Origin of the sequence: Micromonospora sp. NPDC048842 (genome assembly GCF_040649935.1) — a bacterium.
GTDB lineage: Bacteria > Actinomycetota > Actinomycetes > Mycobacteriales > Micromonosporaceae > Micromonospora > Micromonospora hortensis.
On record NZ_JBEZGK010000010.1, the window covers coordinates 140,697 to 162,972 of the forward strand.

General features: G+C 72.3%; 18 protein-coding genes and 1 pseudogene. 2 read left to right on the forward strand and 17 right to left on the reverse strand.

The genetic code is table 11. The features are described 5' to 3' along the window. Positions 1 to 22: 22 nt before the first annotated feature. The 7 genes and pseudogenes from AB0C19_RS16750 to AB0C19_RS16780 all read right to left on the reverse strand — a co-directional run bounded on the left by AB0C19_RS16750 (position 23) and on the right by AB0C19_RS16780 (position 7,023). Positions 23 to 499, reverse strand: a complete 477-nt coding sequence (locus AB0C19_RS16750; RefSeq protein WP_357185662.1) for a heme-degrading domain-containing protein — start codon at positions 497 to 499, stop codon at positions 23 to 25. Between the two features lie 47 nt (positions 500 to 546). Beyond that, complete coding sequence (locus AB0C19_RS16755) at positions 547 to 2,007, reverse strand: SDR family NAD(P)-dependent oxidoreductase (RefSeq protein WP_357185665.1); 1,461 nt, start codon at positions 2,005 to 2,007, stop codon at positions 547 to 549. 131 nt (positions 2,008 to 2,138) lie between these two features. Then, positions 2,139 to 3,044, reverse strand: coding sequence for a siderophore-interacting protein (locus AB0C19_RS16760; RefSeq protein ID WP_357185667.1), 906 nt, complete (start codon positions 3,042 to 3,044; stop codon positions 2,139 to 2,141). A 25-nt stretch (positions 3,045 to 3,069) separates the two neighbouring features. After that, entirely contained in the window at positions 3,070 to 4,011 is a 942-nt protein-coding gene (locus AB0C19_RS16765; RefSeq protein ID WP_357185955.1) for an iron chelate uptake ABC transporter family permease subunit, read from the reverse strand. Positions 4,012 to 4,134: 123 nt separating this feature from the next. Continuing rightward, positions 4,135 to 5,109 (reverse strand): annotated as a pseudogene (locus AB0C19_RS16770) (iron chelate uptake ABC transporter family permease subunit); the annotation flags it as partial. A 65-nt stretch (positions 5,110 to 5,174) separates the two neighbouring features. After that, positions 5,175 to 6,158 carry an iron-siderophore ABC transporter substrate-binding protein gene (locus AB0C19_RS16775; RefSeq protein ID WP_357185670.1) on the reverse strand — a complete coding sequence of 328 codons (984 nt, stop codon included), beginning with the start codon at positions 6,156 to 6,158 and terminating at the stop codon, positions 5,175 to 5,177. 31 nt (positions 6,159 to 6,189) lie between these two features. Next, the gene (locus AB0C19_RS16780; protein WP_357185673.1) at positions 6,190 to 7,023 is read right to left on the reverse strand and encodes an ABC transporter ATP-binding protein; all 834 of its coding nucleotides are present in this window, start codon (positions 7,021 to 7,023) and stop codon (positions 6,190 to 6,192) included. Between the two features lie 113 nt (positions 7,024 to 7,136). On the opposite strand from AB0C19_RS16780, the gene AB0C19_RS16785 reads away from it, so the two are divergent. Next, positions 7,137 to 10,316: a BTAD domain-containing putative transcriptional regulator gene (locus AB0C19_RS16785; protein ID WP_357185676.1), complete on the forward strand. Its 3,180-nt coding sequence runs from the start codon at positions 7,137 to 7,139 to the stop codon at positions 10,314 to 10,316. Between the two features lies 1 nt (position 10,317). Here AB0C19_RS16785 and AB0C19_RS16790 read toward each other — a convergent pair whose 3' ends face one another. After that, positions 10,318 to 11,145: an ABC transporter permease gene (locus tag AB0C19_RS16790; RefSeq protein ID WP_124822795.1), complete on the reverse strand. Its 828-nt coding sequence runs from the start codon at positions 11,143 to 11,145 to the stop codon at positions 10,318 to 10,320. Next, positions 11,142 to 12,122, reverse strand: coding sequence for an ATP-binding cassette domain-containing protein (locus AB0C19_RS16795; protein WP_210781139.1), 981 nt, complete (start codon positions 12,120 to 12,122; stop codon positions 11,142 to 11,144). The genes AB0C19_RS16790 and AB0C19_RS16795 overlap by 4 nt, the downstream gene beginning before the upstream one ends. A gap of 286 nt (positions 12,123 to 12,408) precedes the next feature. Here AB0C19_RS16795 and AB0C19_RS16800 point away from each other — a divergent pair, with 286 nt between their 5' ends. Further along, positions 12,409 to 13,350 carry a hypothetical protein gene (locus AB0C19_RS16800; RefSeq protein ID WP_357185680.1) on the forward strand — a complete coding sequence of 314 codons (942 nt, stop codon included), beginning with the start codon at positions 12,409 to 12,411 and terminating at the stop codon, positions 13,348 to 13,350. 355 nt (positions 13,351 to 13,705) lie between these two features. Here AB0C19_RS16800 and AB0C19_RS16805 read toward each other — a convergent pair whose 3' ends face one another. From AB0C19_RS16805 to AB0C19_RS16840, 8 genes are read right to left on the reverse strand one after another with little or no spacing between them, the layout of a single operon-like run. Beyond that, on the reverse strand, positions 13,706 to 14,509 hold the full coding sequence (locus AB0C19_RS16805; protein ID WP_357185683.1) for a methyltransferase domain-containing protein: 804 nt from the start codon (positions 14,507 to 14,509) through the stop codon (positions 13,706 to 13,708). 51 nt (positions 14,510 to 14,560) lie between these two features. After that, complete coding sequence (locus tag AB0C19_RS16810) at positions 14,561 to 15,331, reverse strand: ABC transporter ATP-binding protein (RefSeq protein WP_357185686.1); 771 nt, start codon at positions 15,329 to 15,331, stop codon at positions 14,561 to 14,563. Beyond that, a complete protein-coding gene (locus tag AB0C19_RS16815; protein ID WP_357185690.1) occupies positions 15,331 to 16,074 on the reverse strand; it encodes an ABC transporter ATP-binding protein in 744 nt (247 codons plus the stop codon). Before AB0C19_RS16815 ends, AB0C19_RS16810 begins: the two co-directional genes overlap by 1 nt. Beyond that, positions 16,071 to 17,090: a branched-chain amino acid ABC transporter permease gene (locus tag AB0C19_RS16820; protein WP_357185694.1), complete on the reverse strand. Its 1,020-nt coding sequence runs from the start codon at positions 17,088 to 17,090 to the stop codon at positions 16,071 to 16,073. Before AB0C19_RS16820 ends, AB0C19_RS16815 begins: the two co-directional genes overlap by 4 nt. Next, positions 17,087 to 17,983 carry a branched-chain amino acid ABC transporter permease gene (locus AB0C19_RS16825; RefSeq protein WP_357185697.1) on the reverse strand — a complete coding sequence of 299 codons (897 nt, stop codon included), beginning with the start codon at positions 17,981 to 17,983 and terminating at the stop codon, positions 17,087 to 17,089. The genes AB0C19_RS16820 and AB0C19_RS16825 overlap by 4 nt, the downstream gene beginning before the upstream one ends. Then, positions 17,980 to 19,173: an ABC transporter substrate-binding protein gene (locus AB0C19_RS16830; RefSeq protein WP_357185700.1), complete on the reverse strand. Its 1,194-nt coding sequence runs from the start codon at positions 19,171 to 19,173 to the stop codon at positions 17,980 to 17,982. Before AB0C19_RS16830 ends, AB0C19_RS16825 begins: the two co-directional genes overlap by 4 nt. A gap of 53 nt (positions 19,174 to 19,226) precedes the next feature. Beyond that, positions 19,227 to 19,631, reverse strand: a complete 405-nt coding sequence (locus AB0C19_RS16835; RefSeq protein ID WP_030490280.1) for a roadblock/LC7 domain-containing protein — start codon at positions 19,629 to 19,631, stop codon at positions 19,227 to 19,229. A gap of 16 nt (positions 19,632 to 19,647) precedes the next feature. Beyond that, positions 19,648 to 22,047: a nitrate- and nitrite sensing domain-containing protein gene (locus tag AB0C19_RS16840; RefSeq protein ID WP_357185704.1), complete on the reverse strand. Its 2,400-nt coding sequence runs from the start codon at positions 22,045 to 22,047 to the stop codon at positions 19,648 to 19,650. Between the last annotated feature and the right edge of the window lie 229 nt (positions 22,048 to 22,276).

A 22,276-nucleotide genomic window follows, 5' to 3' on the forward strand; every position in this document is an offset into this window, starting at 1 on the left:
AGGCGAGGCCGCCGGGAACGCGCTAGCGGGGGAGCTTGCGCAGGATGTCGACCACGAAACGGTGGTCGTCCAGCTGCGGCAGCCCGGAGACACCGACCCAGCCCACCACACCGGTGCCGCGTACGCGCAGGGGTACTGCGCCCCCGGCTGCCGCGTACCGCGAGGCTGGCAGGCCGAACCGCTCGGCCAACGTCACCTGCTTGTCCTGGCACAGCCGGGCCATGTAGAGCGAGGAGTGCTCGAACCGCATCACCACTCGCCCCTTGCGGCGCAGCCACGCGTCGTTGTCCGCCGTCGACCCGGGCAGGCCACAGTGGAACAGCTGCCGTCCGGCCCGCCATACGCCCACCGAGACCGGCAGCCGCTGCTCGGTCGCGGCGGTGACGGCGAGAATCCCCAGCTCGTACGCGTCGGTCTCGGACAGGCCCGCGAGTTCCAGCTCGTCCTCCTCGCGCAGCAGCTCGTCCAGCGTCGGCCACGATTCACGGTCAGCTGACATGTTCTTCTCCTTCTTGGTGCGGGCGATCATCCTCGTCGTGCGGGCGATCACCAGGCGCAGGGCGCGTAGTCCTTCAGGAAACAGCCGTACAGATCCTCGCCCTGTTCGCCGCGGACGATCGGGTCGTACACCCGGGCCGCGCCGTCGACCAGGTCCAGTGGGGCGTGGAAGCCCTCGTCGGCCAGCCGCATCTTCGTCGGGTGGGGGCGTTCGTCGGTGATCCAGCCGGTGTCGACGCTGGTCATCAGGATGCCGTCGGTCAACATCTCCTCGGCGCTGGTGCGGGTCAGCATGTTCAGCGCCGCCTTGGCCATGTTGGTGTGCGGGTGCCCCGGCCCCTTGTAACCGCGGCCGAACTGGCCCTCCATCGCCGACACGTTCACCACGTACTTGCGGCGCGCCGACGCGGCGGCCATCACCGGACGCAACCGGCTGACCAGCACGAATGGTGCGGTGACGTTGCACAGCTGCACTTCGAGCAACTCGACCGGGTCCACCTCCTGAACCCGCTGGACCCAGCTGTTCACCGAGTCGAGGTCGGGCACGAGCCCGCCAGCGTCGATGGCGGTGGACGCCGCGATCCGTTCCGGCGAGGCCGAGCCACTGGTCAGCGCCAACGCGGTGAGCGCGTGCGGGGTGAGCGCCGTCGACTGTGGCCCGGCGGTCAGGCTGCCCACCGGGCCGCCCTGCCCGTCGGGCTTGGCGAACGTGATCAGCTCCGGCAGCGGGCCGTCCGGCAGGGCCGCGGCCTCGGCGGCGATGAGCTGCGCGTACGCCCCGGGGGACCGGCGGACGGTCTGCGCCGCGTTGTTGATCAGGATGTCGAGGGGGCCCTGGCTGCTGACGTCGTCAGCGAGGGCGATCACCTGGGCGGGGTCGCGCAGGTCGATCCCGACGATCCGCAGCCGGTGCAGCCAGTCCGCGCTGTCGGGCATCGCGGCGAAGCGGCGGACCGCGTCGTGCGGGAACCGGGTCGTCACCGTCGTGTGCGCGCCGTCGCGCAGCAGCCGCAGCGCGATGTACATGCCGATCTTGGCCCGGCCGCCGGTGAGCAGCGCACGTCGGCCGGTCAGGTCGGTGCGGGCGTCGCGGCGCTCCCGGTTCAGCGCGGCGCAGGACGGGCAGAGTTGGTGGTAGAAGGCGTCCACCTCGCGGTAGCGCTGCTTGCAGACGTAGCAGCCGCGCGGATTGTGCAGGAAGCCGGCCGTCTCGCCCGGGACGGAGGACGCGAGCGGAATGCCCTGCGTCTCGTCGTCGATCCGCCCCGGAGCGCCGGTGGCGGTGGCTTCCGTCACCGCCCGGTCGGCGGCGAGGATGGCGTCCCGCCGCTCCTCCCGCCGCCGCTGCTTGATCACCTTGTAGAGCCGGGCGGTGGCCCGCTGCACCTGCACCACGTCGGGATGGTCGGAGGGCAGCGCCTCCAACGCCTCGAAGACGCTGAGGCAGGCCTCCAGCCGGCTTCGGTCAATACCCTCTTGACCGTTTTCGGTAATGTTGTCCACCGTCATGCGTCGTTGTCTCGTCCCGTATCCCGTGCCGGCTCCAGCCGACCCGCCCCAAGTCCGACCCGAAACGGTACGCGCCTCACGGCCTCCGACGCACCTCGCGGCCGTCCGGCGTGGTGCGCCTCGCGGCGCTGTCAGTCGGCGTCGACGTGACCGAGACGCCAGTAGCCCATGAAGGCCACCGCCCGCCGGTCCAGGCCCCGCTCGGCGACGAGGTGCCGGCGCAGGTTACGGATGACACCGGCCTCCCCGGCCAGCCACGCGTAGAGCGGCGCCGAGGCCACCTGTTCGGGCACCTCCCACAGGATCTCGGTGTCCACGTCGACGTCCGCAACGGGTTGGGCGGCCGTCGACGCGCCGGGGGTCAGCAGTTCCCCGGCCGCCGCGACGACGGCGGGCACCAGCCGGCTGCCGTACCCGTCGGCGCCCCGGGCCAGCCAGCGGACCTCGACGCCAGGCGGCGCTACCAGCGGCAACACGTCGGCGGCGTCGGGCACCTCCAGCACGACAGTGCCCCGGGCGTCGAGCGGGAGCCGCTCGCAGATGCTGCTGATCGCCGGCACCGCTGTCTCGTCCCCGGCCAGCAGCACGGTGCCGCCGGTCGCCTGTCGAAACTCGACCCCGCCGTGGTTGCCGTCGAAGCCGGCATCCGGCCCGACCAGGGCGATCTCGTCGCCGACGCTGGCCCGCCGAGCCCAGCGCGTCGCCGGGCCACTGTCGCCGTGCAGCACCATGTCGACGTCCACCTCGGCCAGGTGCGGCCGGACCGCCCGCACCGTGTAGGTGCGGATCGGGTTGCGCAGGTGCTCGGGCAGGGCCCGCCACGTCGCGTACCAGTCCGCGCCGTGCGGCAGGGTCGCCCGGTCCTGACCGGGCAGCGGCAGTGCCAGCTTGATCCGCTGGTCGTAGCCGTTGTCGGCGAAGCGGTCCAGGTTCACCCCGGTGAAGGTCACCCGGGTGAAGGACGGGCTCAGGCGGCGCACCGCCCTGACGGTGACGGCGAACACGCGCCACGGGGCGATGGGCAGGGTCTCGGTCATGGTGCCTCTCTCGACTCGGGCGGCTCTACCGGGTGGTGCTCGCCACGGCGCGGGAGCGCCACAGCAGCCAGACGAAGTACGGGGTGCCGATCATGGCGGTGACCAGGCCGGCGGGGATCTGGGCCGGCGCGATGACCGTCCGACCGAAGGTGTCGGCGATGCTGACCAGCGCCGCGCCGAGCAGGGCGGCCACCGGGAGCACCCGGGAGTGCCGGCCGCCGACGAGCGCCCGCGCGGCGTGCGGGGCGACCAGACCGACGAAACCGATGACCCCGACGGCCGAGACGGCGGTGGAGGTGAGCAGCGCCGTCGCGCCGAGCGCGACCAACCGGGTGCGTTCCAGCCGGACGCCGAGCACGCGGGGGGTGTCGTCGTCCAGCGCCATCAGGTCGAGCTCCCGGCGGGCGGCGACCACGGCCGGTGTGAGCACCAGCAGGGCGATCAGGACCGGCAGCACCTGGGTGGGCATCCGACCGTAGGTGGAGCCGGACAGCCAGGTCAACGCCTTCCCGGTGTTCCACGGGTCGAAGGCCACGACCAGGTAGGTGATGACCGCCATGCCGCCCTGCCAGGCCCCGAAACCGATCAGCACCAGTCGGTCGGAGCTCAGTCCGCCGCGCCAGGCCAGGCCGTAGACAAGGGCGAACGCCAGCATCGCGCCGAGACCGGCAACGCCGGAGACGGCCCACACCCCGGCCAGCGGCACGAAGGTGAGCAGGGAGACCGCGCCGAGCCCGGCGCCGGCGGTGATGCCGAGGATGCCGGGTTCGGCCAGCGGATTGCGGCAGACCGCCTGCACCGTGGTGCCGGCGACAGCGAGCGCCGCGCCGGCCAGGACCGCCGCGGCGACGCGCGGCCACCGCTGGTCCAGCACAAAGGTGTACGCGGGCCCGGTGGTGCCGTTGACCCAGTTGACCACGTCACCGAGCAGCACCCAGGTGTCACCGGCGAGCATGCCGACCGCCACTGCGCAGACGGTCAGGGCGGCGGTGACGGCGACGACGCCGCGGTGGAAGGCCGCGGAGCGGACGGCCGCGTGCCCGCCGGGCGGACGACGGGTGGGGCCGGCGTCGCGGTGCCGGCGGGCCAGCCAGATGAGGATCGCCGCGCCGAACAGTGTGGTGACCACGCCGGTGGGGATGTCGACACCGGCCTGCCCGCCCATCACGGCCCGCAGCAGCACGTCGGAGCCGAGCACGATGATGACCCCGGCGATGCCGGACAACGGCAGCAGGACGCGGTGCCGGTGCACCCCCGGCACCACGGGGGCGAGCAGCCTGACGATCACCGGTGCGCACAGGCCGACGAAGCCGACCGGGCCGGTGAGGGTGACTGCCGCGGCGGAGAGCAGCACGGCCAGCACCATGACGGTGAGCCGGGTGCGCCGCACGTCGAGGCCGAGCACTGTGGCGGTGTCGTCGCCGAGGGCGAGGATGTCGAGGCGGTGCCCGAGCAGCACGAGCACGATGGCGGCGCCGACGATCACCGGAGCGAGTTGGGTCAGCGCGGTCAGGTCGCTCTGCACCAGCGAGCCGTTCCCCTAGGCGAACAGCCCGATGGTGGCCTGCTCGAACAGGAGCAGCAGCAGTGTGGTCACCGACCCGAGCGCCAACGCGGTCGCCGAGCCGGCGAGGATCAGCCGGGTGGTGCCGGCCTGCCCACCGGAGGACATCGCCATCACCAGGCCGGCGGCGGCCAGCCCGCCGCAGAAGGCGAGGCCGCCGGCGGGCAGCGCGGGCAGCGAGACGCCGAATGCGGCGACGGCCACGATCGCCAGGTGGGCGCCCGCGTTGACAGCGAGTGTGTCGGGGGAGGCGAGCGGGTTGCGGGCGATCGACTGCAACGCCGCCCCGGCGAATCCGAGCGCCACGCCGATGGCGAGCCCGGCGAGCAGCCGGGGCAGCCGGGACGCGATCAGGACGCGGGCCGCCTCGTCGTCGGCGCCGGTCGCGAGCCGCAGGAGGTCGAGGGCGCCGACGTTCGAGGTGCCCTGGGTGAGGTGCACCGCGCCGACCACGAGCAGCAGCAGGATCGCGGCGACGAAGACGACGGCGATGCGGGGCATGGTCGGGCGTCCGCCCGGAGCCGGCCGGGTGGCCGGCTCCGGGCGTGGGGGCGCGTTCAGCACGCTCACACCGTGTACGTCTTGACGAGTTCGTCGATGTACTGCTTGCCGGAGAGCGGGCCGCCGAAGGTCCAGATACCGTTGGGCATCTTGTGCAGGTTGCCCTTCTGCACGAAGGGCAGCGACTTCCAGATGGCGTTGCCGGCGAGACCGTCGGCGAACACGTCGTCGCCGTCGGAGGCGTTGTAGAAGAGGTGCATGTTCGGGTCCTTGAGGACCGTCATGCCCTCGACGTCGGTCTGGCCCAGGCCCCACACGTCATCGGTCTTGCCGGTCCAGGCGTTGGTGAGGCCGAGTTGGATGCCGATCTGGGAGACCAGCGCGCCAGTGCCGAACATCCGGATGCTGACGGTGCTGCCCTCCTTCCAGCCGTCGGCGATGGCGAACGGTCGGCCGGCGGCACCGGCGTCGGCGATCTTCTTCTTGCCGTCGGCGATGGCCGCGTCGAAGTCGGTGAGCAGCTTCTGCGCCTCGGTGGTCTTGCCGACCGCCTTCGCGATCATGTTGAGGTCGGTGCGCATCCGGCCGAGGTTGTCGGTGGCGTCACTGCCCTTGGCGACCACCACGGGCACGAACTTCTCCAGCTGAGTGACGATGTTGGCGCCCCGGTCGTCCTCCATCACGACGAGGTCGGGCTGGAGGGCGACGATCGCGTCGACGCTGGGCTCCCCGCGGACCCCGACGTCCTTGACGCCGGGATCGAGCTTCGCGGAGGTGACCCAGGTGCCGTAGCCCTTGGGGTCGGCGACGCCGACGGGCATGACGCCCAGGCTGACCAGCAGCTCGACCTCGCCCCACTCAAGCCCGACGACCTTGGTCGCCGGCGCCTTGAGGGTGATCTCCTTGCCCCGGCTGTCGGTGACGGTGACCGGGCCGCCGGACGCCGAGGCGGAGGTGTCGGGGGCCGCGGCGTTCTCGGTGGTGCCGCAGGCGCCGAGCGTCAGCGCGGCCACGACGGCGATGAGGGCTGTGAAACGGGTACGGGTCATGACGGTCTTTCTCTGCTGTGGATGGGGGTGTTCAGACCAGGGCGCGGATCTGGTGCCGCCCGACCGGGCGGGTGGTGACCAATCCGCTGACCGGGTCGGTGGTCACCTCGATGCGGATCCCGTAGGTCTCGGTGAGGGCGTTCTCGGTGAACACCGTTGCCGGGGTGCCGGTGGCGCGGACCCGGCCCTGCTGCAACAGGACCACCTCGTCCGCCACTGCGGCCGCCTGGTTGAGGTCGTGCAGCACGACGCCGACGGCGACGCCGTGATCGTCCGCGAGGTCACGGACCAGGTCGAGGATCTCCACCTGGTAGCGCAGGTCGAGAAATGTGGTGGGCTCGTCGAGGAGTAGAACCGGGGTGTCCTGGGCGAGGCAGGTGGCCAACCAGACCCGCTGCAACTCGCCTCCGGAGAGTTCGTCGACCGGACGGTCGGCCATCGCGGCGACGCCGGTGACGTCCATGGCGCGTGCGATGGCGGCGGGACCGTCCGGGTCCTCGGTGCGCCAGCGCCCCCGGTAGGGGTGGCGGCCGTAGCCGACGACGTCGCGGACGGTGACGCCGCTGGGCACCGGCCGGCTCTGGGCGAGCAGGGTGACCCGCCGGGCGAACTCCCGGGCCGCGAGGCTGGCGGCCGTGACGCCGTCGGCGAGGTGCACGATTCCGGCCTCGATCGGGTGCAGCCGGGCCAGGGCCCGCAGCAGTGTGGACTTGCCGCTGCCGTTGGGTCCCACCAGTGCGGTGACGGCGCCCGCGCGCAGGTCGATCACGGCACCGTGCACCACCGGCACACCGTGATAGCCCAGACGAAGGTCGACGCCGGACAGGCTGCGCTCCCCGTTGACCGACGCCAACTCGTTCTGCATGAGGTTAGGCTAACCTAACCGAATGACGGCCTGTCAAGCCGGTCGTGGGGCAGTGACCGGCCCGGCGGACCGGTGGTCGTCGGGCCCGTGCGTGCGTGGGGGATGCTGGGTCCGTGCACATCGCGACCCTCGGCCCACTCGCCGTCGACGGCCAGCCCGTTCGGGGTGAACGGCTCGCGGCGGTGCTCCGCGCGCTCGTCGACGCGCGGGGGCGGGCGGTCTCCGTGAGCCTGCTCGTGGACGCCGTCTGGGACGGTGCTCCACCGGACGACGCGACCGGCGCCGTCCAGGCGCTCGTGTCCCGGGTGCGTCGTCTCGGGCTGCCCGTGGTCGCGGTGCCGGGCGGATACCGGCTGCCCGCCGAGGAGATCACCGTCGACGCGGTTGAGGCGCGCGCGCTCGTCGATCAGGCCGGCGCCGTGCTCCGGTGCGGTGACGTCAGTGCCGCCCGCGGCCTGGCCGACCAGGCGCGGGCCCTGTTCCCCGAGGTGCCGGAGTTGGTCAGCGCCGAGGACAGCCGCCTGTTCGCGGAGGTCGCCGCGCTGCGCGCGCAGGCGGCACTCGCCGGCGCGGGCCCGTTCGACGAGGTGGACCTGGGCCGACTCGTCGCGCGGACACCGCCGGACGAGCCGTCCGCCGCCCTGCTCGTCCGGGTGCTTGCGGCACAGGGACGGGAGGCGGAGGCGCTGGAGGTGGTCGAGCGACTGCGCGCCGAGCTGGCCGACCGCTACGGCACCGACCCGTCGCCCGTGATCACGAGCGTCCACCTGGCGCTGCTGCGCGGTGAACTCACCGCACCGCCCGTCGCGGCGCCGCCCCGGCAACAGGCCCGGATCACGCTGCCCGCCGCGTGGCGCCGCCCCATGGCCGCTCTCGTCGGGCGGGAGCGGGACGTCAAGGCAGTCACCGACGCGCTAGCCGAGACACCCGTCGTGACGATCGTGGCGACCGGCGGGGCGGGCAAGACCCGGCTCGCCGCCGAGGTGGCCAGGCGGACGGCAGCGGGTGGACGGGCGGTCCGCGTGATCGAACTCGCTGGTCTGCGCTCGCCCGACGAGGTGCTGCCCACTGTGCTCGCCGCGCTCGGCGGTGCGGACACCACGTCGACCGGCGGCAACCTGGGCCTGGAGCGGCGGATCCTCAGCCCCGAGGATCGGCTGCGCGCCGTGGCGCCGGACCTCGACGGTCTGGTGGTGCTGGACAACTGCGAGCACGTGCTCGACGCGGTGGCCGTCGTCGTCGCGGACCTGGTCGCGGCGGCCTCGTCGGAGGTCGCGGTGCTCGCGACGAGCCGCGCCCCACTGGGCCTGGTCGGCGAGTTGGTGCACCGGCTGACCGCGTTGCCGGACGCCGACGCGCTCGCGCTGGTCGAGTCCCGAGCACGGGCCGGTGGCGCCGTACCGACCTGGGACACCGAGCGAGCGCTCGCCTTGTGCCACCGGCTCGACAACCTGCCGTTGGCCCTCGAACTGGCCGCCGCGCGACTGCGGCACATGCCGATCGACGACGTGCTCGCCGGGCTGACCGACCGGTTCGCGCTGCTCGACGACGCCCTGCGCGGCCTGCCCGAGCGGCACGCGAGCCTGTGGGCGCTTGTCGACTGGAGCAGGGAACTGCTCGACGAGGCCGACCGCGACCTGCTCCAGCGGGTCGCTGTCATTCCCGCACCGTTCACCGCGGACCTCGCCGCCGCCGTCGCGCAGGCCCCGGACGTCCGTCGCGGCCTGGCGACCCTCGTCGAACAGTCCCTGTTGACGCTGGTCGAGGGGGACGGTCCGCCGCGTTACCGCATGCTCGAAACGGTCCGTGAGTACGGCGAGGCCCGGCTGGACGCGGCCGGTGCCCGGGATCAGGCCATGGCCGGCCTGGTCAGGTGGGCGCGGGAGCAGGCCGTCGCGCTGGCCGCCCGCTTCATCGGCCCCGGCCAGGTCGAGGCGCTGCACCGTTGCGCCGCCGAGCAGGACAACCTGGTCGCGGGCCTGCGATGGGCAATGGCAGCGGACGACGAGCCCGCCTCCGTCGACGTCGCCACCGCGCTGTTCCACCTCTGGTCGGTGCGGGGCCTGCACCTGGAGGTCCTCGCCTGGGCGCGCGGGCTGCTGCACATCGACGACCCGCAGTGGCGGCTGCGGTCGGCGACCCTGCGCGGGGCAGCCAGTGGCCGGCCACTTCCCAACGCCGACCGGCTGGCCTGGACCTGCGTGGTGATCAGCGTGAACGCCGGCGTCAGCGCCGACCTGCGGCCCGCCGTGCTCGCCCGGCGGGCGCTGCGGACGCTCCTGACCGAACGTCCCGCCGAGGTGTCGTCCCGGTTGACCGCTCTCGCGTCGGCACTGCCCGGCTTCGACGCCGCCGACGTGGAGCAGAGCCTGAAGAGCGCCACCGAGATGGTCGCGCACCCAGACCCGTACGTGCAGGGGCTGGGGCTGTTCGCACGCGCTGCGGTACGGGAGAACGGCGGCCTGCCGGACGCGTCGATCAGCGACGCCGAGCAGGCGTACCACCGCTTCGAGGCCGCCGGCGACCACTGGGGCATGGCGATGGCGGCGGGTGCGGTCGGGCAGTTCCTGGTCCCGGGCGGGGACGCCCGGTCGGCCGAGTGGTTGACCCGCAGCGTCCGGCACATGGAGTTGGTCGGCGCCACGCAGGACGCGCGGTCGATTCGGGTACGGCTGGACGTGCAGCTCGCCCTGACCGGCGATGCGGAGGCGGAGCGGCGACTGGGCGAGACGGCCGCGCTGGGCCAGGCCGAGCAGGTCGACGCCGCGCAGGCGCTGCTCGGCCTGGCGCACCTCGCCTGGCAACGTGAGCGGTACGACGAGGCGCTCGCCCACGCCGACGAGGTGACGCGGGTCCTCGCCGGCTGGGTCGGGCCGCAGCCACAGCCGCGCGTGATGCTCCGGGCCACGGCGGCGATCATCTATTTGCGGGTCGCGCAGGTTGGTCGGGTGTCGGGCACCGACGCCACCGTTCAGGCGGCCGCGATGCTGGCGCTCGCCCGCGACGACGCGCTGACCTCCCGGGACCTGCCGGTGATCGGGGCGTGGGCGTCGGGCGGCGCGGAGTTCGCGGCGTACCGGGGTGACGTCGACGCCGCCCGCGAACTGGCAGTACTCGCGAAGCGGATCGGTACCCAGATCGAGATGTTCTTCCCCTTCGAGAACGGCGAACGGCTCAACGCCATCCTCGGAAACGAGGAGCAGCGTGAGCCGTTGCTTGCCGCGTGGCGTGAGCGGCCACCCGCCGCGGCCGTCAGCCGGATCCGTGAGCTGATGGACGACCTGCTCGCGTAGGTCAGATCTTCTTGCGGTACGCCCGCAGCGCCAGCGGCATGAACACCGCGACGAAGCCGGCGCACCAGGCGAGCGTCCACCACACGTGGTTGCCCAGTGGGGTGCCGAGGAACAGCCCGCGTACCGACGCCACCAGGTGGGTCATCGGGTTGACGTCCACGAACGCCTGCATCCAGCCCGGCAGGGTGTCGGCGCCGACGAACACGTTGGACGCGAAGCTCAGCGGCATGATCAACGCGAACATCACGCCCTGTACGGCACCCGCGGTCCGCACCTTCATCGACACCAGCACCGGCAGCCAGCTCAGGCAGAGCGCGAACAGCACAGCGAGCAGACACCCGGCGATCGCCCGGAACGGGTCGGTGTCGATCCGGAAACCCATCACGTAGCCGATCGCGAGGGTCGACACGGTGACGATGACGTACCGGACGACGTCGCCGAGGACCGCGCCGACCAGTGGTGCGGAGCGGGGGATCGGCAACGACCGGAACCTGTCGAAGATGCCCTTGGCGATGTCGGTGTTGAGGTTGACGCCGATCGCGATGGCGCCGGTCGCGATCGTCTGCGCCAGGATGCCGGGCAGCAGGAACTGAAGGTAGTCGTGGGTCGATCCGGCGACGGCGCCGCCGAAGACGTACACGAAGATGATGAGGAACAGCACCGGTTGCAGTGTGACGTCGATGAGCGCCTCGGGCGTACGCCAGGTCTTGATGAGGCTGCGCTTGGCGAGCGCCAACGAGTGCCGGACCAGCCGGAACGGCCGAGGGTTCGGCGCGGTCGTCGAGAGTGCGCGGCTTCTCGTGGGCGCGGTGTCGGTCAGAGTGCTCATGCCGCGACCTCCGTGGGGCGGGTGGTGTCGTCTTCTGATGCCGTACGCCCGGTGAGGGTGAAGAACACCTCGTCGAGGCTCGGCAGGTGCAGGGAGAGTTCAGTGACCGCGATGCCGGCCGTGGCGAACCGCGCCACGCTCTCGGTCAGGGCCGCGTCGTCGGTGACCGGCACCGCGAGCACGCCCTTGCGGATCTCGTCGGCCTGCGCGCCGGAGCCGACCTGGGTCAGGATCTCCGCGGTGCGGGGCAGCTGAGCCGGATCGGACGGCCGGACCTCCAGGGTCTGCCCGCCGACCACCCGCTTGAGCCCTTCGGGGGTGTCGTGCGCGATGACCCGACCGTGGTCGATCACCGTGATCGCGTCGGCGAGCGCGTCGGCCTCCTCCAGGTACTGGGTGGTGAGCAGCACCGTCGAACCGTTGTTGACAAGCGTTCGGACCACGTCCCACATGTCCTCGCGCTTGGCCGGGTCGAGGCCGGTCGTCGGCTCGTCCAGGAAGATCACGTCGGGGGAGCCGACCAGGCTGGCGGCCAGGTCCAGCCGTCGCCGCATGCCCCCGGAGTAGGTCTTGGCCTGACGGTTCGCGGCATCGGTCAGGTCGAACCAGTCGAGCAGCTCGGCGGCCCGTCGCCGGGCGCCGGCGCGCCCCAGCTCCAGCAGGGTGCCGAACAGCTCCAGGTTCTGCCGTCCGGTCAGGTCCTCGTCGACCGAGGCGTACTGGCCGGTGAGTCCGATACTCTGCCGAACGCGCTCGGCGTCCCGTACCACGTCGAAACCGCTGATTCGGGCGGTCCCGCCGTCCGGGGTGAGCAGGGTGGAGAGGATGCGCACCGCGGTGGTCTTGCCGGCGCCGTTGGGCCCGAGCACCCCGAGCACCGTCCCACGGGGAACGGCGAGATCCACGCCCTGTAGCGCCCTCGTCTTCCCGAATGTCTTCACGAGGCCCTCGGCCTCGATCACCAGGTCAGCTGTCATGCGCCCAGTCTGCGCGGGCCCGCTGACACCGCCCCGACACGCCACCGACACCGGCTGACACGGGGGCCGAGAGGGAAGGGCGGCCAGGGTGTGCACATCCACACCGACGGTCGGCGTCACGATATGCTGGCCACGGCAGAGCGCCTGCCCGCGCCCGATGTGGTGGCCCACGCCTGACCGCATGATTGGGGCCAAGAGTCTCCGACTCCGCGCCGATCTGTCGACTCTCGGCGTGCCGGCCACGCCGCCCGTTCGGTGGAGTGCGTGGGGCTGCACCGGAGGCGTCATGTCTGATCCCACCCCCCGACGGACCCCGACCCCGGGACGCGCCCGCAAGCGCGCCATCCGGGAGCATGCAGCCCGGGCCGGCGTCGCCTACTCCGAGGCGGCCCGGCAGCTTGAGGCGGTCGGCCTCCGGCCCGGCGAAACCCTTTCCCGGTACGGGCGGACGATCTATCCGATCGGGTTCGACCCGCATCGCCAACTGCTCGTCGAACGTCGTGAGCGGCGGTCGTTCGAGGAGCGGGTGTCGGACACCAGGCGGGCCGCGATCCTGCCCCATGGCCGCGCGCGGCACCTCGTCGAGCGGTTTCCGCCCAGCCGTGGGCGTACCGGCAGCGGGGTCGGCTCGCTCTATCACGGCGAGGGCCGCGAGGAACTGCTCGCGATGCTGTACATCGTGATCGTGGCCGAGTCGCCGGGGTTGCTGCCCGAGGTGGGGGACCTCGCCTGGATCGCGGAACTCGGCGAGGACACCGCGCTCGACACGGCCTGCGCCGACGTCGACCGCGAGGCCCGCCGCCTGCTCGACCAGGAGCCACTGGCCCTCTGGTCGCGCATCGAGCAGGCGCTGACCACTGTCGAACGCAGCGTGGACGGGCAGGTCCGACAGGAGGCGATCCGGCAGACCGCGCTCTTGAGGACGATGATGACGCCGCGTCTGGGATACGCGGGCGAGCCGTACGTGTCGGGGCTGCCCGTCGCTGGTGGCCGGCAGATCCTTGACGCGCTGCTGATCGTCGCCGACGACGGACATGCGCCGGGCACCCGGGTACGCCTGCTCAGGCAGCCGCACCAGGCGAAGTCGGCCACGATCGTCGGCGCCCGGTGGGGTCGGTCAGGTCCGCCGGTGGGCTATCTCGTGTGGCTCGACGGGGCGACGGCACCGCTGCCGGCACGCCCCGAGGACCTGATTGTCCTGGCCGACCAGGAGACCACTCCGCGCTGAGCCGGGGCCGCACCACCTCGTCGATCGTGGAGTTGTGGTGGGCAACAAAGCCCTGAATAACCCTAATCCAGGCACCACAACTCCATGATCCACGAGGCCAGCCCGCCCGCCATGCCGCGATCTTGCACTTTCTGTCCCGACATAGGGGGCATTCCACACGTATGGGCAACCGAAAGTGCAAGATCGGCGGGGTGCGGGTGCGGGCGCGGGACATGGGCCGGCCGGGCTCTCTTGCGGGGAGCCCGGCCGGTGCGGTCGACGCCGTCGTAGAGCTGTCCGGAGCGCAGCGGGGGGAGGTGCTGCGGCGGGAGAGGTACGGACGGCGTGACCGCGCTCCGCGCGGTGGTCCACCTGCTCAGCTCGGTAGGCGGCCCCGCGTGGAGACGAAGTGGTACGACATGACGGCGAATCCGGGGTCACGGAGCAGCCGCCGGAAGGCGTTCAGTTGGTTGGGCGACAGCCCGGCCGCCAGCAGGTCCGGTTCCAACTGGCGGGAGTTGGTCTCGTAGAGCGACGTTCCGGTCGACCCGCCGGCCCAGCTCTGCGAGTGGGTGATGGTGTCCAGGTCGGTCAGACCGGCGAGGGCCATCTCGGTGTGTACGTCCTGCGCCCAGCCCAGGTCAGCGCCGTGGTCCTCCAGGACACCCATCATGGCGTCCATGACCTGCGCGAAGAGCTTCGCGGCGTCGTCGCTGGGCGCGGTCAGCACCCGCTGAGGTGCGGTGCAGTCGAACTCCTCGACCACCAGCCACCCGCCCGGGGCCAGCGCGCCGGTGAGCGTGCGCAGGACCCGTCGTCGATCGGGGAGGTGCAGCAGCACCAGCCGGGCGTGGATCAGGTCGAACGCGTCCCCGGGTGGCGGTTCGGTACGCACGTCGTGCTGGCGTACGTGCAGATTGCCCTCGGCCACGAGGTGGGTGGGGTCGATGTCGGTGGCCAGCACGTGCCCGTCGTCGCCGACCGCGCGGGCCATCCGGCGGGCCATCGAGCCGCCACCGGCCCCGACCTCCCAGCAGGTCGCACCCGGCTCCAGCACCGGGCGGGCCAGCCGACGCGTCGTGATCGGATCCAGGAAGGACTCCAGCGCGTGCATCTGGGGAACGGCGTCCGGTGCGCCGTTGTCGAACGTGTACGTGTCATCGCTCGTAGCGGTTGTCATCGGTGTCTACCTCTCCGTGAAGGGTCGGGTGACTCGAGAAGGGTCGGGTGACTACGGGGTGTCGGCCCAGAGCCGAGGGGTCGATCGGTTGGCCGGGGGCGGCGCAACGGCGGCAACGCTCAACATCGCCACCAGTGGGGCCGGATCGCGGCGGGCCTCCGCGGTCGGCCGGTCGTAGACCACTCGGCCGTACTCCAGCACCGCCACCCGGTCCGCGAGCTCGATGGCGTGTTGGAGTTGCTGCTCCACGAGCAGCACGGTCAGGCCGTCGGCGGCGAGACCGTTGACGAGTTCACGAACCCGTGCGGCCAGATCGGGCGAGAGCCCCTCACATGGTTCGTCGAGCAGCAGCACCCGAGGTTGGCCGAGCAGCGCACGGGCTATCGCCAGCATCTGCTGCTCGCCGCCGGAGAGTTCGCAGCCGCGGTGTCGCAGCCGCACCGCCAGCCTCGGCAGCAGTTCCAGGGTCCGGGCGACCGTCCAGCCCTCGCCGCCGGAGGTGGGGGCCCGCCACGGCGCGGCCGCCAGGTGCAGATGCTCGGCCACTGTCAACCGGGAGAAGACCCGTCGGCCCTGCGGGACGAGACCGACGCCGGACTGGGCGATGCGATGCGGTTGTCGGCCGGCGACGTGCACGCCGCCGATCTCGATGCGACCGCTGGTCGCCCGCACCAGCCCGGCGATGGTGTGCACGAGCGTGCTCTTGCCCGCCCCGTTGCGACCCACCACGGCCTGGATGCTGCCCGGGCGTACCCGCAGGCTGACCTCGTGCAGGACGATGCCCCCGCCGTAGCCGGCGCAAAGACGATCCACAGTGAGCATCAGGCCACCCCGTCGGCGTAGGCCTGCCGCACCAGCGGCGAGGTACGGATCTCGTCCGGTGTGCCGGCGGCCAGCGTCTGACCGTCGCGCAGCACCGTGACCGTGTCGGAGAGGGCGTACACCAGGTCCAGTCGGTGTTCGACAAGCAACACGGCGACCGCCCTGGGCAGCGCCTGGAGCACCTCGACCAGCCGGCCGACCTCGATGGCGGACAGCCCGGCCGCCGGTTCGTCGAGGAGCAGCAGGCGAGGGCGGCCGGCCAGGGCCATCGCGATCTCCAACTGGCGGCGTTGCCCGTGTGCGAGGTGCCCGGCGGGCACCGCCGCGACGGCGGTGAGCCCCATCTGGTCCAGCAGCGGGCCGGCCAGGCGCTGTGCGGCGCGGCGGCGTCCGCCCGGCCACCACCGGCGGCCGGGGATGACCCGTGGCAGGGCGGCCACCACGACGTTCTCCGTCGCGGTGAGCGTCGGAAAGACCGCGGGTCGTTGGTGGATGCGGTTGATGCCCCGCCGGGCCCGGGCTGGCGGGCCGAGCCGACCGACGTCCCGTCCGTCGAACCGCACCGTGCCGCGTTGCGGCTTGGTGGACCCGCCGAGCACGTTGAGCAGTGTCGTCTTGCCGGCCCCGTTCGGGCCGATCAGCGCGTGCCGCTGGCCGTCGTGGATGCGCAGGTCCACGCCGTCGAGTGCGGCGAGCGAGCCGTACCGCACGCTGATCCCCTGGGCTTCCAGCAGGCCGGTCATCGGTGCAGCTCCGCAACGCTGGCCTGGTCATGGGCGGCTGGCTGCTCCGGCTGTCGCGCCGGGACGCCCGGGAGGCGGAGCCGACCCCGGGCCCGGTTGACGCCGGTGGGCAACAGGTAGACAGTCGCCACGAACAGCGCGCCCAGCACCAGTGGCGCGTGGCCGGGCAGCACCCCGAACAGCCAGTCCCGGACGGCGATGACCAACGCCGCACCCACCAGGGCGCCACCCACCGAGGCGGTGCCTCCGATGACGACGCCGAGCAGCAGCAGCGCGGACGTGTCGAAACCGAAGTCGGCGGGGGAGATGTACTGCTGGGCGACGACCAGCAGCGAGCCGGCGGCACCGGCGATCGCCCCGGCGGCGATGTGCGCGCCGGACAGGTGCAACGCCACCCGGTGTCCGCTGGCCCGCAGCCGCGTCTCGTCGTCGCGGCCGGCACGCAGCACCAGCCCGGCCCGGGTACGCAGCAGCACCAGCACCGCGCCGACCAGCGTGGCCACGACGACCAGGGCGTACAGGTAACGGGCCTGATCGCTGGCCAGGGCCGGGAGCCCCCAGAACGGGCGGACCGCCGGGATGCCGGCCAGCCCGTCCGTGCCACCGGTCACCGACCGCCACCGCCCGAGGACGATGACGACGAGTTCACCGATGGCCAGGGTGATCATCAGGACGATCACCCCTCGGGCGTGCACGACGAGCGGCACGGTGAGCGCGGCCAGCAGCGCCCCGGCTGCCGCAGCGACGACGAGCTGCACGACGCCGATGTCGGAGACTCGGCTGCCGACCACGGCGCAGGCGTAGGCGCCGGCCGCGTACGGTGCGGTCTGGCCGAGGGTGGGCATGCCGGCGACGCCGGTGAGCAGCGCCACGCTCACTCCGACCAGTGCCAGCGCCAGCGTCCGGGCCAGGATCGCCGTTGTGTAGTCGTCGACCACCCAGGGCGCCACGACCAGGCCGACCAGGACCAGCGCCGCGATGCCGCCCCGAAATCGCCGGATCACCTCGCCCCTCATGCCGCCCTCCACCTGCCGGCCAGGCCACGCGCCCGCACGGCCAGCACTGCCGCCATGGCGGCGAACAGCAGGAACGGCGCGGCGGAGGGCAGCAGCGCCACCCCCAGCGTCTGGATCTCGCCGATCGCGAGCGCGGCCAGCAGGGTGCCCGCCATCGACCCGAGACCACCGAGGACGACCACCACCAGGGAGAGCAGCAGCACCGTGTCGGCGGTGCCCGTGCCGGGGCCGATGATGGGCGCGCCCAGGACACCGGCCGCACCGGCCAGCGCACCGGCGGCGGCGAGCACACCGGCCCGGATCCATGCCGGACTCACTCCCAGACAGGCGACCATCTCCGGGTCGTCGACGGCCGCCCGGACCAGCATCCCGGCCCTGGTGTGTCGCACCACCAGGTAGAGGGCGCCGGCGAGCACCGCCGCGACGACGATGAAGACCAACCGGTACGCGGCGTAGCGGTGACCGGCGACCATCACCGACCCCTCCAGGGCTGCGGGCACTCGGACCTGAGGGTTGTCGGGCCCGAAGCCGGCGACGAGCAGGCTGCCGCCGGCCAGCGCCACCCCGAACGTCAGCAGCGCCTGGCTCAGGTGATTGCCGGTGGCGACCGGTGTGAGCAGGCCGGCCAGGAGCACCCCCGTCGCGGCGGCGGCCAGCACACCGACGGCGAGGGCCAACGCCAGGCTCGCCCAGCCGCCGTCGAGCAGCGCCGCGGCGGTGTACCCGCCGATCGCGTAGAGCAGGCCGTGCGCCAGGTTGAGGATGTTGGCGACGCCGAAACAGAAGACCAGGCCCGACGCGGCGACGAAGACGAGCAGCCCGTAGGCGACTCCGTCCAACGCCGGGATCAGGTACGGGTCGATCCGGTTCGTGCCGGCCGCCACCGCTATCACCGGCCGACGGTCGCGAGGTCGCCCACGACGGTGTTGGACAGTGCCCGGCCGTCCTGGCGGACCTGCCGCAGGTACCACTTCTGCACGGGGGAGTGCGTGGTGGTGGAGAACTGCCAGGTGCCGCGCGGGCTGGCGATCTGGCCGAGTTGGCCGATGGCGGTGTTGATGGCCTCGGGGGTCGGGTTGCTTCCGGCGGCGCCGATCGCCCGGTCCAGCACCGCCGCCGCGTCGTACGAGGCGAGCGCGTAGGTGGTCGGCGAACCGTCGTGCTTCGCCTTCCACGCGGCGACGAAGGCGCGGTTCTCCGCGTTGTCGAGGTCGGGCGAGTAGTTGAGCACCGAGTAGATGTCCCGGGCGGCCTCGCCCTGCGCGTTGAGCACACCGCCCTCGGTGAGGAACCCGGCCGCGTACAACGGGATGTCCTTGATCTCGGACTGGGCGTACTGCTTCACGAAGTCGACGGCGGCGCTGCCGGCGTAGAAGGTGTAGACGGCGGCCGCGCCGGAGGCCTTGATGCGGGCGAAGTACGGGAGGAAGTTGGTGGTTGCCGGGAACGGCGTGAAGGTCGTCTTGCCGTCGTCGTTCGCGAGCTTCCCGCCGATCTTGCCGAACGCGTCGGTGAAGCCGCGCAGCTCGTCCCAACCGCCCTGGTAGTCCGGGCCGATCGCGTACACGGAGCCCTTCACGTTGTCACGGACGTGCTGGGCGATCGCCGCCCCGGGCTCGTCGGAGAGGTACGAGGTGTGCCAGACCCGGGAGACGTCCTTGAGCTCCGGCCGGCCGTTGGAGCCGACCAGTGGCACCTTGGTCTCGTTGAGCACGGGGGTGACTCCGGCGACCGAGCCGCCACCGACGATGCCGGTGAGCGCGGACACCCGGTCCTGCTTGAGCAGCTTGGTCGCCGCCGGGACAGCGGTCTGGGCGCCGTTGCCCTCGTCCGCGACGATGAGGTCGACCTGCCGGCCGCCCAACTTTCCGTCGTGGGTGTCCAGGTAGAGCTGGAAGCCGTCGCGGATCTCCGTACCGACAGCCTGGTACGTCCCGGACAGTGACGCGAGCAGGCCGATCTTTATCGAGCCGCCGGCGCTCGTGCCCGGTGCGTCGTCGCCGCAGGCCGTGCTGGTGGTCAGCACGGCGGCGAGCAGCGCGGCGGTGAGGGCACGGCTGCGCCAAGGCGTGGTGAGAGGCATGTCTAACTCCAGAGGAAGGGGAAGGGGTCTCCGGCGTGGGGGCGCCGGGGTGGTCAGCGGCTGCGGGCGAGCGCCGCTCGGGCAGCGGGGGTCAGCGCGTCCCCGATGCGGTTGGCCAGCTCGGTCATCTCGTAGGAGACCTTGCCCACGTCGCACTCGGGCGCGGCGAGCACCAGCAGCGAGGCGCCGTCGTTGAAGGCCATGGAGAACATGAACCCGCCCTCGAGCTGGGTGACGTTGGAGATCACCGCGCCGGCGTCGAAGAAGGCCGCGGCCCCCCGCAGCAGGCTGACCAGCCCGCTACCCGTGGCGGCCAACTGGTCGGCCCGGTCCGGTGGCAGGTCGCGGGTGGCGGCCACCATCAGGCCGTCGCTGGAAATGGCGATCGCGTGGCTGACCTCGGTCGCGCGGGCCGCGAAGTTGTCCAGCAGCCAGCCGAGATCCTGTTGGTCGGTCACGTGCTCTCCTGTCGCGTCATTTGTTACCGAGGTTGATCGGGGTGCGCCGTCGGTTCGCCACGCCCCGCGCGTACGCGGCCATCGCCGTTGCCACCTGCGCCGGGTCGCGGTACTCGGACCGTTGCTGCTGCTGGGGCACCGTCACGCCGCCGGGCACGAGGTGCCGTTGCGGCTGTCGTTTGGGCAGGCCGGAGTTGGTGGTCGTGGCGACCTCGGGGGTGTGCGCCTGGGCGGCCGTACGCCAGGCGTCGTCGGCGGGGCTGGACCACTGCTGGCCGTTCTGGCCGTCCTGGCCGTCGACGACGTCGTTCTGGAACCAGTGGTTGACCTGTTCGAAGATGAGCAGCTCCTCGGTGGGCGCGTCACCCCGGTCCGGGGGTGGGGGAGCCGGTCGGAAGACCGGCGCGGCCGGCAGTGTCCGTTCGGTCGGAGGGCGTCCGGCCGTGGGTTCGGGGCGCGGCTGGTACGGCGGCGGAGGGCTGGGCGTCCGCGCCGCCCGCCGCGACAACCGGCCGGGTGCGAGCAGGTACTCCTCCGGTGGCAGCGACCGGATGATCGCCGCGGGCAGTGTCGCCTCGGCGAGGATGCCGCGTCGGGGGCCGCGTCGCAGTTGGACGGTGGCGCCCAGCCGGGCCGCGAGCTGGCCCACGACGACCAGCCCCATCGCTCGTACGGCGGCCACGTCGATGGCCGGTGGGCGGGCCAGCAGCTCGTTGAGCTGCTGCATCCTTTGCGTGGACAGCCCCACACCCTCGTCGCTGATCTGGACGATGACACGGTCTCCCAGGCTCCGGCCGCTCACCCAGGTCTCGCTGCCCGGCGGCGAGTACGTCGTTGCGTTGTCCATGAGTTCGGCGAGCAGGTGCACGACCTCGTCGACGGTCTTGGCAGCCACCGCGACGTCCCCGTCGATCATGCCGAGCCGGACCCGCGCGTAGTGCTCGATCTGGGACAGCGCCGCCTGGAGCACCTGTTGCAGCGGAACGTCGCGCTGGCGTACGCGACCCACGCCGACGCCGCCGAGCACCAGCAGGCTGGCGTTGATCCGGCCCATCCGGGTCGCCAGGTTGTCCAGTGTGTACAGCTGGTCGAGCCGGTCGGGGTCGGTCTCGTCCCGCTCGACCAGGTCGACCTGGGCCAGGACGGCGTCGACCAGTCGCTGTTCGCGGCGGCTGAGGTGGATGAAGATGTCGGCGGTGTTGGCGCGCATGACGGCCTGCTCGGCGGCGGTCCGCACGGCGGCCTGGTGCACAGCGGTGAACGCCTGACCCAGTTCGCCGATCTCGTCGTCGCTGGACGGTTCGAGGGCGGCACTGGACTGCTGGTTGGCCAGCTTCTGTGGGTCGACGGCGGCGCTGCCGGGCTGTTGGAGCTGGGCCACCACGGCGGGGAGCTGTTCGAAGGCGACGGCGTTGGCAGCGTCCCGCAACCGGCGCAGCCGTCGGGTGATCTGCCGTGCGACGGCCCAGGTCACCAACGCGGTCAGGATCAGGGCCAGGAGGACGCTGGCCGCCTCGGCCACGGCCCGGCGGCGCTGGTCGGCGTGCGCGGTCCGAACGTCGTCGCGGACCGCCCCGTCGACCCGGGCGCGCAGGTCGGCCAGCCGGGCGGCGCGCGTCTGGGTGGTGGACACCCAGGCGTCGGTCTCGAGTTTCAGCTGCGACCCCGGCTGGGCCCGGGACACCTCGTCCTGCATCCGTTGCAGGGCCAGCGCCTCCTTGCCGGTGCCGGCCTGCTCCCACCAGTTGCTCCACTCGGGTGGGGCCAGGGCCAGGAACGACAGGCTCGATTCGGTGTAGCTGGTGCGGGCGGCAGTGATGTCCTGCTGCATGGCAGGGGTCAGTTCCCCGCCCGCTACGGCACGCAGCACGGCGACCTGTTGCTGACCGATGGCCTCGGCCGTCTTCGACAGCGCCGCCGAGGCCCGGATCCCGTCGGCGAGTGGGGCGTCCACCACGCCGTGTGAGACGTTTTCCCGGAAGCTGATGAGGTCGGCGATCGCGATGCGGTAGCTGAAGGTCATCGCCGACACCGACGCGTGCGTGGCGGTGCGCACCTGGGTACGCAGCGGGGCGAGGCCGTCCAGAGCGGCATCGATGCGCCGCAGGAGAGCCGAGCTGGTGCCGTTGTCGGTGGACAGTCGGTCACGCTGCCCGCGGTAGCGGGCGACGGCGCCATCGGTGGCGGCCATCTCCACGCCGAAGGCGTCCTGCTGCTCGGGCCGGGCATAGGTGAGCAGGTCGGCGGCGGCGATGCGTTCGCGTTGCAGGCGGTAGGCCAGGTCGCCGGCCTCGGCACCGACCCGCGCCAGGATCTGCAGGTCGCTGGCGCGAGCCGTCTGGCGTGCGCTCTCGGTCAGTGCGAGACCGGCGAAGCCGATCACGGCGACGAGCGGGGCCGCGACGATGAGGCGCATCCGGCCGGCTATCTTCCAACCGCGTCGGCGGGTCGGGTAGGGTCTGGCCGCGTGGGACCGGGTGCTCGACGCCAAGATTGACTCCCACGACTCGTCGATGACGGTCTATACGCACGTTGCCGAATGCAAGTCCCATTCGGCCGGAAGCCGCGCTCGTAGACCAGACCTGGCCGTGGTACAAACTGCCCGTACCAGCATCTGTACCCAACGTCAGCGGCCGGTGACGCCG